Genomic DNA, 15,800 nt, shown 5'->3' on the forward strand with positions numbered 1-15,800 from the left:
ATTCTAATCTCCTTTTGTGGTAGTTTCTTGACTGTTGACATACGGCCGTAGCTTCAATCGTTTCGTGACGACAACTGCGATCAATAGAAAGACTATAGCTACGCCGGATATGCCCAGCCAAGGATTGATTTGAAAAGTTTCGAGTAGTGAAAGCCATAAAAATAAACCCAAAAGCGTAATCAATAACGTAGGAACCGTAAGTAGAATCCCTACTTTTAAATAATATCCCCAGCTGATCTTTACATTTTTTGTGGACAGGACATGCAGCCAAAGTAGCGTTGCAAGTGAACCAATAGGCGTAATTTTAGGACCTAAATCCGATCCAATCACATTTGCATAAATCAAGGCTTCTCGAATAAATCCATTCGTTTGTGTACCTTGAATAGCTAGCGCGTCAATCATAACTGTAGGCATATTGTTCATAACAGAAGACAAAATGGCGGCAATAAACCCCATTCCTACCGTCGCTGCAAAAAGTCCCTTGTCCGCCACCATCTGGATGACATCGCCTAGCGCATCGGTAAGTCCGGCATTTCGGAGTCCATATACGACGACATACATGCCAATGGAGAAAAATACGATAGCCCAAGGAGCATTTTTTACCAGCTGCCAAGTGTGAATAGCAGGACTATTCCTTGCAGTAACTAAGAATGCTAGAGCCGCAAGGCTGGCAATGATGGATACGGGGATCTCGAACCACTCACTAACGAAATAGGCGATTAGCAGCGTTCCTAAAATGCCCCAGGATAGTTTGAATAACCGAATATCTTTTATCGCTTCTCGTGGCTGTTGCAATTGCGACAAATCGTAATTCCGTGGAATACTTTTGTTGAAGAATAGATAGAGCACGCTTACACTTGCGACGATGGAGAAAAAGTTCGGTACAATCATTCGCGTAGCGTATTCCGCAAAACCAACACTGAAGTAATCAGCGGAAACAATATTGACCAGGTTGCTGACGATGAGCGGTAGAGAAGCCGTATCTGCAATAAAACCGCTTGCCATAATAAAGGGAAGAATCATTTTTTGCTCGAATTGCAGGGCTCTGACCATTGCCAGGACGATTGGTGTAATGATTAGCGCCGCTCCATCGTTTGCAAACAATGCAGCTACTGCAGCTCCCAATAAAATAATGAACAGGAACATTAATAAACCGTTTCCTTGTGCCAGACGTGCCATATGCAGGGCTGACCATTCAAAGAACCCAATGGCGTCGAGTACCAAGGAGATAAGGATAATTGCTACAAAGGCCAGTGTTGCGTTCCAGACGATACCTGTGACCGTTCCTACATCAGCAAAACTCACAACGCCAAAGATTAAAGCAAGGATAGCGCCTGCTATTGCAGACCAACCAATGTTTAATCCCTTCGGCTGCCAGATTACGAAAGTCAAAGTAATCAAGAAAATAAGAACAGCTAAAATACCCATGAAAAGTCCCCCGTACTAATTGCACTCATTTTTTAATCGATCCACTTTTTCCTTTAGGGATGGAAGAAGTCCTACAATTACCTTTACTTCAGGTTTATCTTCGATGTGAAGGGAATAATAGATCCATTGCCCTTTCCTTGTTTCACCGACTATCCCTGCTGCCTTTAATTTACGCAAATGTTGGCTTGCATTGGGCTGAGACGTTTCCAGTAACTCGGCAATGTCGCAAACGCAAAGCGCACGTTCTTTCAACATGGCCACAATCGTAAGTCTAGTTTTATCCCCTAGCAGTTTGAGTTGATCTGCCATGTTGTTGATTGGATTCATCCTGCCCTCCTCCTTCCGCTAAGATTTCATGAATTAATTATATACGAATGTAATTATATAAGTAAATGATTATATAATTAAGAATTTGAAAATTGTTCAACCTTATTGCCGTACGATTCCGTTTGGCGCCATGTTTTGCTCCCCCCACTCGCACATCATACTCAGAAGCGGCATGAGAGATAACCCACGTTCAGATAATGAGTACTCAACCTTTGGAGGTACTTGCGGAAATTCCTTGCGTATAATAATATTATCCGCCTCCTCCAATTCTTTCAACATGATACTGAGCGTTTTAAAGGTGATCGAACCGATACTTCGCTTTAGTTCGTTAAATCTCATAACATTATTTTCTGATTGCCAATACCTAATAATCAATTATATCGTAAATTTTAGAAGCATATCAGGCAGCTGGCTCTGGCTATGCCGCTGCCAATACAGTGGCCATGGCCCTTTTTTTCGCCGTATTTATTGTCTACTTGACATCTAGGAACATTACTTTTTACAGACCTTCCTCATTAACTAATTCTGCAAAAGCTTTGTAAGCATAGTCCAAATATTTTTCTCTTCTTCTGATAAGACCTGTTTCAATAGATCGATACGCTTCGGGTATAGGGTACACATTTAAATCTTCATATGGACCTTTTAAAACCGATTTAGGTAGAATGGTTGACGTCAACCCCGCTTTTACACTGCTTAAAATCGTTTCTAATGAACTAATCTCAATGAAATTCTTTAGTGCAACTCCCTCATCCTTCAACCATTGTTCCAATTTCATTCTGAATGGACAACCTCTTGGAGAGACTGCCCACTTTTGATCTATTAAAGCTGAGACATCTAATGTCCTGCCAGATAATAATACAATTTCATCCGTTAATAAATAGTCTGTAACGAGATTTGTTTTAGTCAGTTCACCTGTTACAATAGCAGCATCTAACTCGAAGTTCTTTACCTTCTCCATTAATTCTAGAGGATTGCCTGTTTCTAAACTAAGAGATACTTGTTCATACCGCGATTGATAAGAGGCAATTAGGTTCATGAAATTCCCGCACGTGACCGTTTCAACAACACCTATTTTTAATGATCCACTTGGTTTGCCGTGATCTTGAAGTATTTTGATCGACTCATCTGCCATTTGCAAAATTGAATCGACATACTTGCGAAAAAGTGCGCCTTTTTCTGTGATTTGAACTCCTTTTGGACTTCTATAAAAAAACAGGACTCCTAACTCATCTTCTAGTCTCCGTAACCTTGCAGTTACATTGGACTGAACATAGTCTAATCGCACTGCAGCTCCAGAAATGCTTCCTTCTTCAGCAATTGCTTGAAAGATCCTCAAGTCGCTTAATTCCAAGAATCACACCCCCATCAAAAATAGTGATATCAACATCACTAACAATCATTATACTTGATGAAAATATGCATGTATACTCGACTCTGACTATAAAGAGTGGAGGTGAAAATGGAACACTGGCCTCTCTGTTCGGCTAATTTATTTATGGATTGAAGAAGGAGTGATTCTCTTGGCAAACTCATGTGCCATTGAAGGGCTTGAGGGGCGAGACGTTCAGTCCGTGAAGTTCGCCGGACCGCGCGAATGGGCCGGGCTCGCGCTTCTCTCCATGCCAACCATTCTGCTTGGACTCGATCTGACGCTGTTGCATCTGGCATTGCCAGCGCTAGCAATCGATCTGCAGCCAACGAGCGCGCAGGCCCTATGGATCGTGGACGTCTATGGCTTCATGATCGCCGGCTTTCTCATCACGATGGGGACGCTGGGTGATCGCATCGGGAGGCGCAAGCTGCTGATGGTCGGGGCGGCTGCCTTTGCAATCGCTTCTGTACTCGCGGCCTATTCGACCAGCGCATCCATGCTTATTGCAGCACGTGCGGTGCTTGGCGTGGCTGGCGCGACACTAATGCCATCGACGCTGGCACTTATCAGCAACATGTTCGTAAACCGTCACCAGCGTGCGCTGGCGATTGGGGTGTGGACGACCATGTTCGCGCTTGGCATGGCGGCCGGCCCGGTCGTGGGCGGTATATTGCTAGAGCACTATTGGTGGGGTGCGGCCTTTCTTGTCGCGGTGCCGGTGGTCGGGCTCCTGCTTGTAGCCGCACCATTTCTCCTTCCGGAATACCGGGCACCACAGAATGGCCGGTTGGATATCCCGAGTGTCACCTATTCGCTCCTAGCCCTGCTGCCCATCATCTACGGCATCAAGCAGATCTCAAAAAATGGGTTCAGTACCGAAACAGCGCTTGCGATTGCCGTGGGATTCGTCTCCGTGATCTTGTTCGTTCGGCGACAGCGCCGATTGGAAAACCCTCTCTTCGACTTGGATCTTTTCTCTAGCAAGGTGTTCAGCGTCGCATTGGCCGTACTCCTTGTTGGCCTCATCGGCGTCGGCGGAACGATGCTGCTAGTCACTCAGTACCTACAATTGGTCGCCAGCCTACCGCCGCTGGTAGCAGGGCTTTGGATGGGGCCTCCGGCGCTCGCTATGCTGGCCGCTGGCATAGCGGCTCCACTGGCATCGCGACGTATCAGGCCCGGCTATGTGATCGCGGTCGCGCTCGGTCTGTCGGTCATCGGTTATTTGATGCTCACGCGACTCGAAAACGGGCCTTCTGGCATTGCTCTGGTCACCGCGGCGTTTTCACTCGTCTATCTCGGCCTTGGCACGATCGCCGCTCTAGGCACGGATCTGGTGGTAGGCGCGGCGCCAGCGGAGAAAGCAGGTTCAGCCTCGGCCATATCCGAGACTGTGCAGGAACTCGGCCTGGCGGTTGGCATTGCCACGCTGGGTAGTCTCACAACCGCCGTCTATCGCAGCCGGATGTTCGACCGAATACCCGATACGCTGGATCAGGATGTCCACAAGGCAGTCGGAGACAGCCTCGCGGGAGCTTCCTCGGTAGCGCAAAAACTGCCTCTCGGATTGCTTGAGGAGGCGCAGGCAGCATTCACGGCGGGTTTTAATGCAGCAGCGGCAACAATCGCAGTCAGCATCGCGATCCTCTCCATACTCGCGGCCGTCATCTTGCGTCATATTGGAACTGACGGCGGTAATGCCGACGGCATCGAAGCGGTTAAATCCAAGCAAGCTGATTCGTAATCGTTTCCATCCTTCCAGGTTTATTAATCTTCATCTCAAATAGGCTGCTGAAATGATTCAGCAGCCTATACGGGGTCGTACCAACAAAGCTCTCATGAAGTGCCAAGTACCAAAATAGTCCCTCACTGCGAACTACGCTGGTACTACTCTTAGATGTAACGTCGGCAGTATATGTAATTCATTGGTTCGATCTCATGAAGTTGTCAGTTCGATTGGAGTATTGCTGCGTCATTGGCTTCTCAAGTCGATGCTTCGGCACTGCGCCATACGTCACTCCATGCTCCAGGTAATATTTGAGCAAAGTCAAAGCCTCGCCCCATCCGACCGCGCAATCGGCGAATGCCTTCAAGTCCATGTCGGTTTGCTTATAGCCCGACTCCGCTAATGAAACCAAAGTCCCTTCGCCCAGTCTCGTTAATACGAAGGAAATCGTCGTCGTCGATTCGCCCGGCGTCCACTGATAGACAAATTTCTCGCCAGGAATCGCTTCGAGAACCGTTCCCCCATCCTCGAGCGTGATATGATCGGGCCCAAAATCTTGGAATCGAAAATGAATCGTTCCGCCCGGTCTTGCATCTACGGTCGTTCCCTGCGTAAACCACGCGTCCCAGCCCGAACCGGTTGCAATCGCATCATAGACCTCGTCCGGCGAAGCGTTTATAAACGTACGATGGTGAATAGAAAGTGTCTTCATCTTTTTTCTCCTCTCTTTAACTCATGTTCGAAGCATGTATCGTGCGCAATTCCTTTACAATTTCAATATTACCATATGGTTATATAACTGTAAAGTAATATATAGTGAGTCACCACAATTGAAATGAATTTTGCCCCATTTCAGACGAAAACCGGCTGCAAGCGCGATGCGGCCGGTTTTCGATAATTCGACGTTATATGATTTTTTCTACAGCCCTATACCTCTAATTAAGACTTACTTAGTAGCTCCCAGCTTGGCTGCATGTATTCCCACTATGATTAGCCACGCAATGTCGGCCAAGATCAAGAATCGTCCGAACAAACCGGCCAAAACTCCTGGCCCGAATTGCCCGTCTTGCGGAATTTGAAGTACAAATGCGAGCATCGCGACGATTGCAATAACCGCGCTTGTGAGCAGCACTCTCTTCATAGGTTTCCAAGCATCTATTCGACATAACGAAAGACTAATCAGCAAGGCGGCTACCGGCGTGTAGTCCAGCATCGCTCCGATCGAGTGCATGCTGCCGCTAAACGTTGCATCATCCGGACCAACGGAGATGGGATCGGTCACGAAGATACCCGCGATTATTACGCCAATTGCACTGATTCCAAGAATGACAAGTCCAATGTATCCCGAAACCGTTCGAATATGCGGAAAAATCGTAATCGCCACACTAATTTGAGCAATTGCCAGCAATCCAAATGCAAGGTGCATCATCCAACCATAGTCGCCAAGAGCATATTCGCTGATAAAACGCCATGTTGGATCAAATTCAGGTTGCAGCAGATGCAGACTGATTAGGATAAGCACGAACAATGCTCCTGAAAAGATCGCTACAAGCGCGAATCTAGAGGCCGTCGCCGTTAAAGGTTTTGCCGTGTACCGACTAATCGATCCAGAGTTTGAAGAGTCATTCATACTTCCATTCTCCTTATCGCTCGAAATCAACTATGGCCTTTGCCACTACATCAGGGGACATCACAACTGCGGAATGGTCTTGACCGGCGAGTAAATGAGCAATAGCCCCTGGAAGAAGCTCGACAAGCGCGCGTGCAGCGTCATGGAATAGCGGTTCGCTATTTTCCCCTGTCATTATCAAAGTAGGAATGGCAACGTTCCATCGGCCGGCTGGCAGTGGGTTACCGGATTGTGTCGTTCCCATAATCATGCCGTCGTAAGCAAGCGTATGGGCTAAGGACTCCATTTTGTTCCAGGAAGCGTCGGCCTTCATGTAGCCGATAAATTCTCCAGGTATGCCTAGAGCCTCGGATGCAAAATATTCGACTGCTTCAGACCGCTTGTCGGCTTCAATGAGCGTATTCAAATGTTCTACGTAGTCAACAGGCACAGGCTTACGGCTGTCGTTAATAATAAACGGTGGTTCGTACAAATAGAGCTTAGCGATCGAGTCTCCTAACAGGTTTGCCGCCTCAAGCGCCAACACGGCTCCGGACGAACTCCCGAACAAGTAAGCTTGTCCCCCGGCAGCTGCAATTAATGCTTCGATATCCTCCACTTCCCGAGCGGGTTCGTATGGAGCGGTATCCCCACTCTGGCCACGTCCGCGACGATCGTAATTGTATACGGTGAAGTTGGCCGTCAAGTGCCCGGCTAACGGTAAAGCATCCTGATGGTCAGCAGCTGCTGAAGATAGGAGGATGATTGCAGGACCGGTTCCTTGTTTGGTATAAGCAATCTGTGTCCCATCTTTTGAAATAACGGTTTCCATCGTGTTTTTGCCTCCCATTAAGGTTTCTAAGTAGTCTTCCAGTCGATCATAGGCATCGGTAAATCCTTCGATCATGCCCATAGCTTCCGCGTTGTCCAATTGTTCATTGGTAGCGAATCGCGTCACGATGCTAATTCGCGTTCCTCCGCTAACTTCCTCGAACAACACTGTCGTGTACATTTCGCTATCCGAAACCATATTCCAATCGCTGTCGGCAAAAGTGTCAATGTAGACCAGTTTGCCTGGTGCCTCCACTTCTTCATATGTGGCTCTGCAATAGGCTTCTTCGCCGCTATTGTCATCGGCTTTGAGACTATATCGCCACACCCCGCCTGGCCGTACATCCATTTCATAAACGGTGGTCGTCCAGCCTTTTGGCCCCCACCAATTTGTAATATGTTTAGGCTCCGTCCAGCCTTCCCATGCAAGCCGGACAGGCATCGCGACAATACGCTCGACAGTGAGTTCTCTGCGCTCGCGGTTTTTACGAACGGTTGTTTTTCTTTTCATCTGCAGACATCCTTTTTAGGTAGTTTTCAAGGGAATCCAGCCTTTGGTTCCAAACGTTGCGGTAATTTAGCATGTAGCTCGCGATAAAACGGCTGATACCTTTCATAAGTCCTCCTTCTTCTTAGAATCCAGCATATACTCCTCGAAATTGTCGAGACGCTCTTCCCATAGAATGCTGAAGGAATCAAACCATTCGTCCAGCTCCTGGAACGGTCCGGCTTCGAGACTGTAAATGCGCAGCTGTGCTTTGCTGCGAGAGCGTACCATCCCGGCCTCGCTCAAGATGCGCAAATGACGGGATACGTGCGGCTGGCTGATGCCTAGTGCCTGGACAATTTCTCCTACCGATTTAGGCCCATTTCTTAACAACTCAACGATGTTGAATCGATTGGGTTCGGCAAGAGTAAGTAACGTTAATTGCATGGTTGCTGTTCTCATGACATTAATATATACGAATGTGTATATACATGTCAATATATATTATGGTGCAACTTTCAGCTATATAAAAAAACGACAGCCAAGGACGGGAAACAAGTCCGGACTATCGCTGTATATCGCACCTCGGTTTATGAAACTATTTGCGAATACTTTTATCCAAACACATAATTAGGCGACGTTCGATGTCCAAAGCAATATCCCTTAGAGCAGTCGCAGATTCCTCTCCCGCCGTTCCAATCAAGTATGACGGCTTAGGCAACCCGATTTTCGTTCGCCCTTCATGCTCATATACTGTAATCTTGCAAGGCAAAAAATAACCATTTAATACATTTTCGCTTAACACTTTTTTGGCTTCGACTGGATTACATACCTCAAGCACTTCGTAACGTTGATTAAATTCAATCCCTTTCTCATTGAGTTTCTCTTGAATGTTGAAGCGCCAGAGAATGCCAAATTGTTCCTCCTTTAACGATAATTCCAGTGTTTGTATGGCCTCATCGACAGTTTTGTTTGTTTGAACTGTATAGTGGAACATGGGGAACCTCCTGCTGTGTGGTCTTGGGAAATAATTACACTACCGATGTATTATTACCTAAAGCTTAAGAAATAACGCAAAAAAAGAGCCCCTGATGTGTAAGGGACTCCATTCTTATTTTCGAAGCGAGTTATGCCAAGCCATTATGCCGCCCTTTAGGTTCACGATACTGGGGATACCGTTTTTTTTGAAAATTACCGCAGCCCGTTTGCTTCTCATTCCGCTCTGACAATAAACAAATACGGGTTTATCCTTTGGAAGTTCGTTCATTCTGCCCTTTAATTGCGAAAGCGGAAGATTCTTCGCCCCTGGCATGTGCCCTGCCTTATATTCATGCGGCTCACGGACGTCGATGACAATGGCATCTTTTGTGGACATCCGCTCTTGTTCGAACTCTTTTGAATGTAATGTCCGCACTCCTTTAACCGGAGCAAACTGCTTATAAAAAAATAAAATAGCGACTAAAGCGATAAAAATGTTAATCATCGTTGATGTATCCATTTTATCATCATTCCTTACCCTTTTTATCTGCTTTTGATTAGCAGATCAACCGCTTGCTTCACAACCTGTCCGGTCTCTTGTCCTTGTTCCATTTGTTCAACAAGACACTGCTCCAAATTAACGGCTACGATATAGGCAATCGCCTTGTCCGTTGCGCTCCTAATAGCTGAAAGCTGGCCTACGACATCCTTACAATCTTTATTCTCTTCCATCATGTTAAGAACGCCTCGAACCTGACCTTCGATTCGCTTCAATCTTCGTTTCACATCATCATCATACTTCATGAATATCACCCCTCAATTAAACGAACAGGTATATTATGAACAAAGATCACAAAGTTTACAATACACCAAATGCGAAGGTGATGTCCGTTTTCGAACTTAGATGAACAAGTTGACCTTCGCTTCCGTCGCATCGCCAAGGTAGGCTGCAACACCGGCATATTCAATGCCATCCAGCAATTCCTCTTGTTGGAGACCAAGCAAATCCATCGTCATTGTGCACGCCACCAATTTAACGCCCTGCGCTTGTGCCAATTCGATTAACTGTGGCAAACTAAGTGCATTATGCTTTTTCATCACATGCTTGATCATAGCCGGGCCTGCGCCTGCGAAATTCATGCGCGATAAGCCGAGTTTTTTGGAACCGCGCGGCATCATCCAGGCAAATGCCTTTTCCAATAGCCCCTTTTTAACCGGAACAGGCTGATCTTTGCGCAGTGCATTTAGGCCCCAAAACGTAAAGAATATCGTAACCTCATGATCGTAGGCAGCTGCCCCGTTCGCAATGATGAAAGCAGCAATCGATTTATCCAGATCTCCGCTGAAAAGCACAATCGTGGTTCTTTCAGTGGTTCCAACTTGTGTCATGAAGTAAATCCATCCTTTCTTTATACATAATAATAAACAAGTGAAATCTAACAGTAATGGATTTAAATTTTAGGAAGGAGAAAATGACATGTTGTCATTCCCTCCTCAGTATTTAACCTTTTCTAATCCAAAATTTGAAAACGCCGTTTTCTTCCTTGCTGTCCAATATTTCATGACCTGTTTTTTTGGCCCAAGCGGTCAAATCATTTTGGGCTCCTTTATCGGTAGCATGTACCTCCAGCACTTGCCCGGATGATAATTCATCAATCGACTTTTTTGTTTTTACGATAGGCATCGGACACGCCAATCCAGTTGCGTCTAACAATTTATTGTGATCCATTATACATTCCTCCAGAGTTTATTAGTTATCATGAACGGCACACCGGTTTGGACCGATTTCCATTTCACGTTGTTCTTCTTCGTCGGGATTGATTTTCCCCATATTCGTTTGGCGAATTTCCTGATAAGCGTTTGGCTGCGGCGGCAAGTTTTCGGTAACTGTCTTGCGGAATTCGCCTTCATCCGTGATATTTAAGCCTGGGTTTTGCTTGTAGAGGTCGCCGAGTCGGCCAGATACCAGCCCCGTTTCGCCAAGCTCGGTAATTTTACCGAAATGCGCCGGCAAAACAATTAATTCTTCAGACAGATTTTTATATCGGCTGTAAAGCGTCTCTCGAAGGTCGCCTACCCAATCCTCGGCCAACCCTGCCAAATCCGGGCGTCCGATCGATTCGATAAACAAAATATCGCCGGACAACAAAAATTTATTATCGATAATAAACGATGTCGAACCGATTGTATGCCCGGGTGAGTAGATAGGTTGTACAATAATTCGTTCGCTACCTACGTGGATATCCTTGCCATCTTCAAGTTTCTCGTAGTGGAATGTCACTTCGCCTGCGTCTTTCTCGGGCAAGTGATAGGTCGCGCCATGCTTTTCTGCCAAAGCCCGGCCACCTGAAATATGATCGGCATGCAGATGCGTATCAATGGTGTGAACAAGTTTGGCGCCTTTTGCTTGCAAGAAATTCTCATACTGGTCCATCATACGGTTTGTATCGATAATGGCAGCCTCGCCTTTAGAAAGCACTGCGTAAGATAAGCAGCCTTTTCCGATACGAACAAACTGGTACAGTTCGCCTCCACCTGTTAAATCTGCAACCTTTACAGGCTCCAGGTATTCACTCCACGACTTCATCCCCCCTTCCAAATAAGACACGTTGCTTCTGCCGGCTTCCGCTATTTGCTCGGCAACAAACATCGAAGAGCCTTCCTTCGCACATACGACAAGTACGGGTTTGCCATCCGGAATTTGTTCAAGCGCGGGATCAACGCCGTCAATCAGATCAAAGTATGGGATGTTGATAATCTGCACGCTGCGGCCTTCAATTTTCCAATCGATAAAATCAGTTTCATTTCGCACATCGAGGATAAACAGTTCTTCGCCTCCAAAGACAACTTGTGCAACTTCTTTTGCCGACTTCTTCCTAATTTTGTTCGTGGACATATGATTTCCCCCTTAGGCAGTAAATTAAAATGTTAGTGTCACATTGGCATCTTGAGCAAAATCAAGGAACGTTACAGCTCCGCCAACATCTATACCGTCGACGAAATCCTCTTTCTTGAGATTCATAACGTCCATCGTCATCTGGCACGCAATAATTTTTACGCCCATTTCCTGCGCCATGCCGACAAGTTCAGGAATGGATGGAACTTTGGCTTCCTTAAAGCCTTGTTCGAAGTGCTCTTTGCCGGCCGGCATTGGCAGTTGGGCATAAGCTTGTTTATGAATCAGGTTCAAGCCCTCGAATGTGAAGAAAATGGCGACTTCAGTATCCGTAGCGGCAGCTGCCGTAGCAATGTTGAACACTTTATAAGCATCGAACAATCCGCCATTGCTTGCAATAATCGCGAGTTTATTAGACATTGTTAAATCCTCCAATTCATTAATGTGATTAAATAGTTTTGAACCTTGATCTTATCGATTTGTTATCAAATATCTTTCTCCAAGTCGCCATCCCACTCGGTCATCCCCGGAATGACATTTTTCAGCTTTGAGAAGCCTTTGTCAGCCAGGGTACGGCATGTCATGTCACTTCGGCTGCCAGTTCTGCAGACCACATGATATTCTTTGTCTGGATCCAGCTCCTGATAACGAGATTCCAGCTCTCCTGCAGGGATGGATAGGGCTCCGGGTATTCTTCCGAAAGCGTACTCAGCCGGTTCTCGTACATCAAGAATGTTCAATTTCTCACCGGAAGCAAGTTTATTGCGAATTTCCTCCAGTGAAGTCGTGTGTTGAAATTTTACGTCTTCTTTGGTTTCAGTTGGATCGGCTTTCCGGATGTAATGGCGGTATACCCCGCCTTCCTCCTTAAGTCCGATATATTGATGACCGGTCCGTTTGGACCAGCTTTGCAGATCCGCTACGGAACCTTTATCTGTTGCTCTTACTTCTAAGACCTCTCCGGTGTTTAGTTCCTCCATTGCTTTTTTTGTTTTTACAACCGGCAATGGACAAGCCAAGCCTTCGCATTCGATTGTCCGGTTAACCTTAAGAGTTGTTGTCATGGTAAACAGTTCTCCCTTCAATTAGTCAAAATATCAAGCCAAATCTTTATGACCGTCGCAATAATCAGTGCCGCGAGAATCCATTGCAATACTTTGGTGTTCAGTTTCTTGCTTATGATAGCGCCAAGCGGCGATGCGATTGTGCTGGCAATAACCATAACGATTGATGGCAGTAGCAGCATGTGGCCGCCCATCAGTTTTCCTGCAGTTGAGCCGATGGAAGAAATAAAAGTAATCGCTAGCGATGAAGCAATGGCAACGCGTGTAGGTATTCGCAAAACAACGAGCATAATAGGAACCGTAATAAATGCGCCGGCTGCTCCTACAATGCCGGAGAGGATCCCGGTCAGTCCGGCCAAGCTAGCCGCAAGTGTTTTATTAAAACTTAACTTCGTGAAGTCCGCTAGCTCATCTCCTTTTTTGGGAAGAAACATCATAATACCAGCTATAAGCGCAAGAACGGCATAGGTCAGGTTAATGGCTTCATCAGGCAAAAACTTTGAGCCATAACCGCCGGCAAAGCTGCCGACTACGATGGCAACGCCCATGTATAACACGAGCGACTTATTGATAAAACCTCCCTTTCGAAAGGCAAATATCCCGGCTAACGAAGCAAAGAATACTTGTACTGCACTAATTGCGGAAACCTCCTGTGCTGTAAAAGCAACGAATCCTAGTGCCGGGGGAATGTAAAGCAGCATCGGGTATTTAATGATGGAGCCTCCGATACCGACCATCCCGGAAATCAAGGAACCGACAAACCCGATTGCAAACAATGTCAGAATCCAGGCAAAATCCAAGTGGGTCTCCTCCTTTCTGTTTTTCGGACCGGCTAAACGTAATGCGTTCATTTATGATCGTTAATAATACCCTATGGGGTATTTAAATGACCAAAAAAAATGAGCACTTTACAATTTTCATTTATCCGTCCGATCCATTTTGATTTCTATAATACAGATACCCGTATGGGTATATTGATACTATAAGCTATTGTTTCATATTCGTCAACCCTCTATATGAATAACTAGGGCATGTCGCTAAAAATCAATCACTCTGTGACTTAGATCATAGACCTCTGTATCTTTTTATCGTAATATTACGATATCCCGATATGGAAGGAGTTCTCGCAGATGGATTATACTTTACAGCATCTTCAGAATACGGCTGAAATGCTCAAAACGCTTGGCCACCCTGAACGATTATGCATCGTTACGCGTTTGGCTCGGCAAGGAAGCTTCAATGTTGCGGCGCTCCAGGATTGCATGAGTCTTCCGCAATCGACGGTCTCTACCCACCTGCAGAAGCTGCGGGCAGCCGGCATTGTCGAAGCGCGGCGACAAGGCCTTGAAGTCACTTATTCACTCAAAAACGAACAAGTGAAACAGATCGTTGAATTATTATTCCAATCAACGGAGGGAAAAAAACATGAGTAAAAAGGTAATAATTGTAGGCGGCGTTGCGGGCGGCGCTTCGGCAGCTGCACGAATGCGGAGATTGGACGAGAAAGCAGAAATCATCCTGTTTGAACGGGGCGAATACATTTCGTTCGCAAATTGCGGACTTCCTTATTATATCGGTGGAGACATCAAGGATCGTTCCAGACTGCTTGTCCAGACGCCGGAAGCGATGCAGAGCCGCTTTAATCTCGATGTCCGTATCAAAAGTGAAGTAATCAGTATTAACGCCTTACGGCGAACGGTTACTGTACGACAAAGTAATGGCGAAGAGTATGAGGAAAGCTTTGATGCCTTATTGCTATCTCCTGGCGCAAAGCCGATAAAACCGTCCATTCCTGGGATAGATAGTGAGCGCATATTTACGCTTCGAAGTCTACCTGATACAGATCGCATCAAGTCCCATATTGAAGACCATCGTGTTAAACGTGCTGCTGTTATTGGCGGCGGATTTATTGGAATAGAAATGGCCGAAAATTTAATTCAGAGAGGTATTGAGGTTACAATAATTGAAGCTGCTCCACACATCTTGGCTCCCTTCGATTCCGATATGGCTGTATATGCGGAACAGGAGCTGGAGGACAAAGGCGCACGTCTTGTGCTCGGGGACAGCGTCGAATCATTCGAAGCGGTATCAAACGAAGTACACCTACAATTGAAAAGCGGACGGAAAATCGCAAGCGACATGGTCATTCTCGCTATTGGAGTGACGCCAGACACCAGTTTCCTGCGTGAGTCAGGCATTGAAATGGGTGCCCGCGGTCACATTGTTGTGAACGAACGGATGGAGACGAACATTCCAGGAATTTATGCCGTTGGTGACGCTGTAGAGGTAAACCATTTCGTTCTCGGCAATCAAACGGCAATCCCTCTTGCAGGTCCGGCCAATAAGCAAGGACGAATTGCGGCTGACAACATTGCCGGATTAACAAGTCAATATCATGGTACACAAGGGACTTCTATTTTAAAAATATTCGGAATGACTGCAGCGGCTACAGGGGTAAATGTACGGACACTCAAGCGGAACGGCCAAACGCCTCATGTAGCTTTTATTCATCCGGCTTCCCATGCAACTTATTATCCAGGTGCGTCTTCGATAACTCTGAAACTGATCTTTAACGATGAAGGGCGAATTCTCGGAGCCCAAGCCTTCGGTAAAGAAGGCGTTGACAAACGAATCGATGTTATTGCAACCGTGATGCGGTTAAAAGGTACGGTCCAAGACCTTTCTGAACTTGAGCTTTCCTATGCACCGCCATTTTCTTCTGCCAAAGACCCTGTTAACATGGCAGGCTATGTCGCCCAGAACATATTGGATGGAAGAACCGATGTTTGGCTGTCGGATGAGCTGGACGATTTAGAGATTCAAGACACGCAACTCGTCGATGTTCGTACGGAAGATGAACACTCCGTTGGGGCAATTCCAGGCTCTATAAACATTCCAGTGGACGAACTTCGCGAGCGTTTGCACGAATTGAATCCATCAAAGCCCGTGTATACTTATTGCCAAGTAGGAATGCGCGGTTATATCGCTTCTCAAATATTAACTCAAAATGGTTTTAAAGTAAGGAACCTCTCGGGGGGATATAAGAGCTATAAGGCCAATCAGTTTAAAGCAGTACGGTAAC

Annotated in this window: 19 protein-coding genes and 1 pseudogene; 3 read left to right on the top strand and 17 right to left on the bottom strand. The window is 46.2% G+C overall.

Annotated features, from left to right (window positions below; genetic code table 11):
- Window positions 1-3: 3 nt before the first annotated feature.
- The 4 genes and pseudogenes from KJW29_RS08515 to KJW29_RS08530 all read right to left on the bottom strand — a co-directional run bounded on the left by KJW29_RS08515 (window position 4) and on the right by KJW29_RS08530 (window position 3,106).
- Window positions 4-1,428, bottom strand: coding sequence for an arsenic transporter (locus KJW29_RS08515; RefSeq protein WP_214629438.1), 1,425 nt, complete (start codon window positions 1,426-1,428; stop codon window positions 4-6).
- A gap of 15 nt (window positions 1,429-1,443) precedes the next feature.
- On the bottom strand, window positions 1,444-1,755 hold the full coding sequence (locus KJW29_RS08520) for an ArsR/SmtB family transcription factor (protein WP_214629439.1): 312 nt from the start codon (window positions 1,753-1,755) through the stop codon (window positions 1,444-1,446).
- Window positions 1,756-1,857: 102 nt separating this feature from the next.
- Window positions 1,858-2,130, bottom strand: a pseudogene (locus KJW29_RS08525) (winged helix-turn-helix transcriptional regulator); the annotation flags it as partial.
- 124 nt (window positions 2,131-2,254) lie between these two features.
- Window positions 2,255-3,106, bottom strand: coding sequence for a LysR family transcriptional regulator (locus KJW29_RS08530; RefSeq protein ID WP_214629441.1), 852 nt, complete (start codon window positions 3,104-3,106; stop codon window positions 2,255-2,257).
- A gap of 169 nt (window positions 3,107-3,275) precedes the next feature.
- Here KJW29_RS08530 and KJW29_RS08535 point away from each other — a divergent pair, with 169 nt between their 5' ends.
- Complete coding sequence (locus KJW29_RS08535; protein ID WP_214629442.1) at window positions 3,276-4,871, top strand: MFS transporter; 1,596 nt, start codon at window positions 3,276-3,278, stop codon at window positions 4,869-4,871.
- A 178-nt stretch (window positions 4,872-5,049) separates the two neighbouring features.
- On the opposite strand, the gene KJW29_RS08540 is transcribed toward KJW29_RS08535, so the two are convergent.
- The 13 genes from KJW29_RS08540 to KJW29_RS08605 all read right to left on the bottom strand — a co-directional run bounded on the left by KJW29_RS08540 (window position 5,050) and on the right by KJW29_RS08605 (window position 13,518).
- Window positions 5,050-5,565, bottom strand: coding sequence for an SRPBCC family protein (locus KJW29_RS08540; RefSeq protein WP_214629443.1), 516 nt, complete (start codon window positions 5,563-5,565; stop codon window positions 5,050-5,052).
- Between the two features lie 234 nt (window positions 5,566-5,799).
- The gene (locus KJW29_RS08545) at window positions 5,800-6,483 is read right to left on the bottom strand and encodes a DUF998 domain-containing protein (RefSeq protein ID WP_214629444.1); all 684 of its coding nucleotides are present in this window, start codon (window positions 6,481-6,483) and stop codon (window positions 5,800-5,802) included.
- Window positions 6,484-6,496: 13 nt separating this feature from the next.
- Window positions 6,497-7,804 carry an alpha/beta fold hydrolase gene (locus KJW29_RS36020; protein WP_246608648.1) on the bottom strand — a complete coding sequence of 436 codons (1,308 nt, stop codon included), beginning with the start codon at window positions 7,802-7,804 and terminating at the stop codon, window positions 6,497-6,499.
- Between the two features lie 102 nt (window positions 7,805-7,906).
- Window positions 7,907-8,227, bottom strand: a complete 321-nt coding sequence (locus KJW29_RS08560) for an ArsR/SmtB family transcription factor (protein ID WP_187100276.1) — start codon at window positions 8,225-8,227, stop codon at window positions 7,907-7,909.
- A 151-nt stretch (window positions 8,228-8,378) separates the two neighbouring features.
- The gene (locus KJW29_RS08565; RefSeq protein ID WP_214629445.1) at window positions 8,379-8,777 is read right to left on the bottom strand and encodes a DUF302 domain-containing protein; all 399 of its coding nucleotides are present in this window, start codon (window positions 8,775-8,777) and stop codon (window positions 8,379-8,381) included.
- Window positions 8,778-8,891: 114 nt separating this feature from the next.
- Entirely contained in the window at window positions 8,892-9,278 is a 387-nt protein-coding gene (locus KJW29_RS08570; RefSeq protein WP_214629446.1) for a rhodanese-like domain-containing protein, read from the bottom strand.
- A gap of 23 nt (window positions 9,279-9,301) precedes the next feature.
- Window positions 9,302-9,562, bottom strand: coding sequence for a metal-sensitive transcriptional regulator (locus tag KJW29_RS08575; protein WP_087568575.1), 261 nt, complete (start codon window positions 9,560-9,562; stop codon window positions 9,302-9,304).
- A 96-nt stretch (window positions 9,563-9,658) separates the two neighbouring features.
- Complete coding sequence (locus KJW29_RS08580) at window positions 9,659-10,147, bottom strand: DsrE/DsrF/DrsH-like family protein (protein WP_087568576.1); 489 nt, start codon at window positions 10,145-10,147, stop codon at window positions 9,659-9,661.
- Between the two features lie 112 nt (window positions 10,148-10,259).
- Window positions 10,260-10,487, bottom strand: a complete 228-nt coding sequence (locus KJW29_RS08585; protein ID WP_087568577.1) for a sulfurtransferase TusA family protein — start codon at window positions 10,485-10,487, stop codon at window positions 10,260-10,262.
- Window positions 10,488-10,508: 21 nt separating this feature from the next.
- Window positions 10,509-11,654, bottom strand: a complete 1,146-nt coding sequence (locus tag KJW29_RS08590; protein ID WP_214629447.1) for an MBL fold metallo-hydrolase — start codon at window positions 11,652-11,654, stop codon at window positions 10,509-10,511.
- Between the two features lie 24 nt (window positions 11,655-11,678).
- A complete protein-coding gene (locus KJW29_RS08595; protein WP_214629448.1) occupies window positions 11,679-12,074 on the bottom strand; it encodes a DsrE/DsrF/DrsH-like family protein in 396 nt (131 codons plus the stop codon).
- 65 nt (window positions 12,075-12,139) lie between these two features.
- Window positions 12,140-12,718 (bottom strand): sulfurtransferase TusA family protein, encoded by a 579-nt coding sequence (locus KJW29_RS08600; protein WP_214629449.1) that lies wholly within the window; start codon window positions 12,716-12,718, stop codon window positions 12,140-12,142.
- A gap of 17 nt (window positions 12,719-12,735) precedes the next feature.
- Window positions 12,736-13,518, bottom strand: a complete 783-nt coding sequence (locus tag KJW29_RS08605; protein ID WP_246608649.1) for a sulfite exporter TauE/SafE family protein — start codon at window positions 13,516-13,518, stop codon at window positions 12,736-12,738.
- A 330-nt stretch (window positions 13,519-13,848) separates the two neighbouring features.
- On the opposite strand from KJW29_RS08605, the gene KJW29_RS08610 reads away from it, so the two are divergent.
- A complete protein-coding gene (locus KJW29_RS08610; protein ID WP_214629451.1) occupies window positions 13,849-14,151 on the top strand; it encodes an ArsR/SmtB family transcription factor in 303 nt (100 codons plus the stop codon).
- The gene (locus tag KJW29_RS08615) at window positions 14,144-15,799 is read left to right on the top strand and encodes an FAD-dependent oxidoreductase (protein ID WP_214629452.1); all 1,656 of its coding nucleotides are present in this window, start codon (window positions 14,144-14,146) and stop codon (window positions 15,797-15,799) included. The genes KJW29_RS08610 and KJW29_RS08615 overlap by 8 nt, the downstream gene beginning before the upstream one ends.
- The last annotated feature ends 1 nt before the right edge of the window (window position 15,800 follow it).

The sequence above is a fragment of the Paenibacillus agaridevorans genome (assembly GCF_018604145.1).
Lineage (GTDB): Bacteria > Bacillota > Bacilli > Paenibacillales > Paenibacillaceae > Pristimantibacillus > Pristimantibacillus agaridevorans.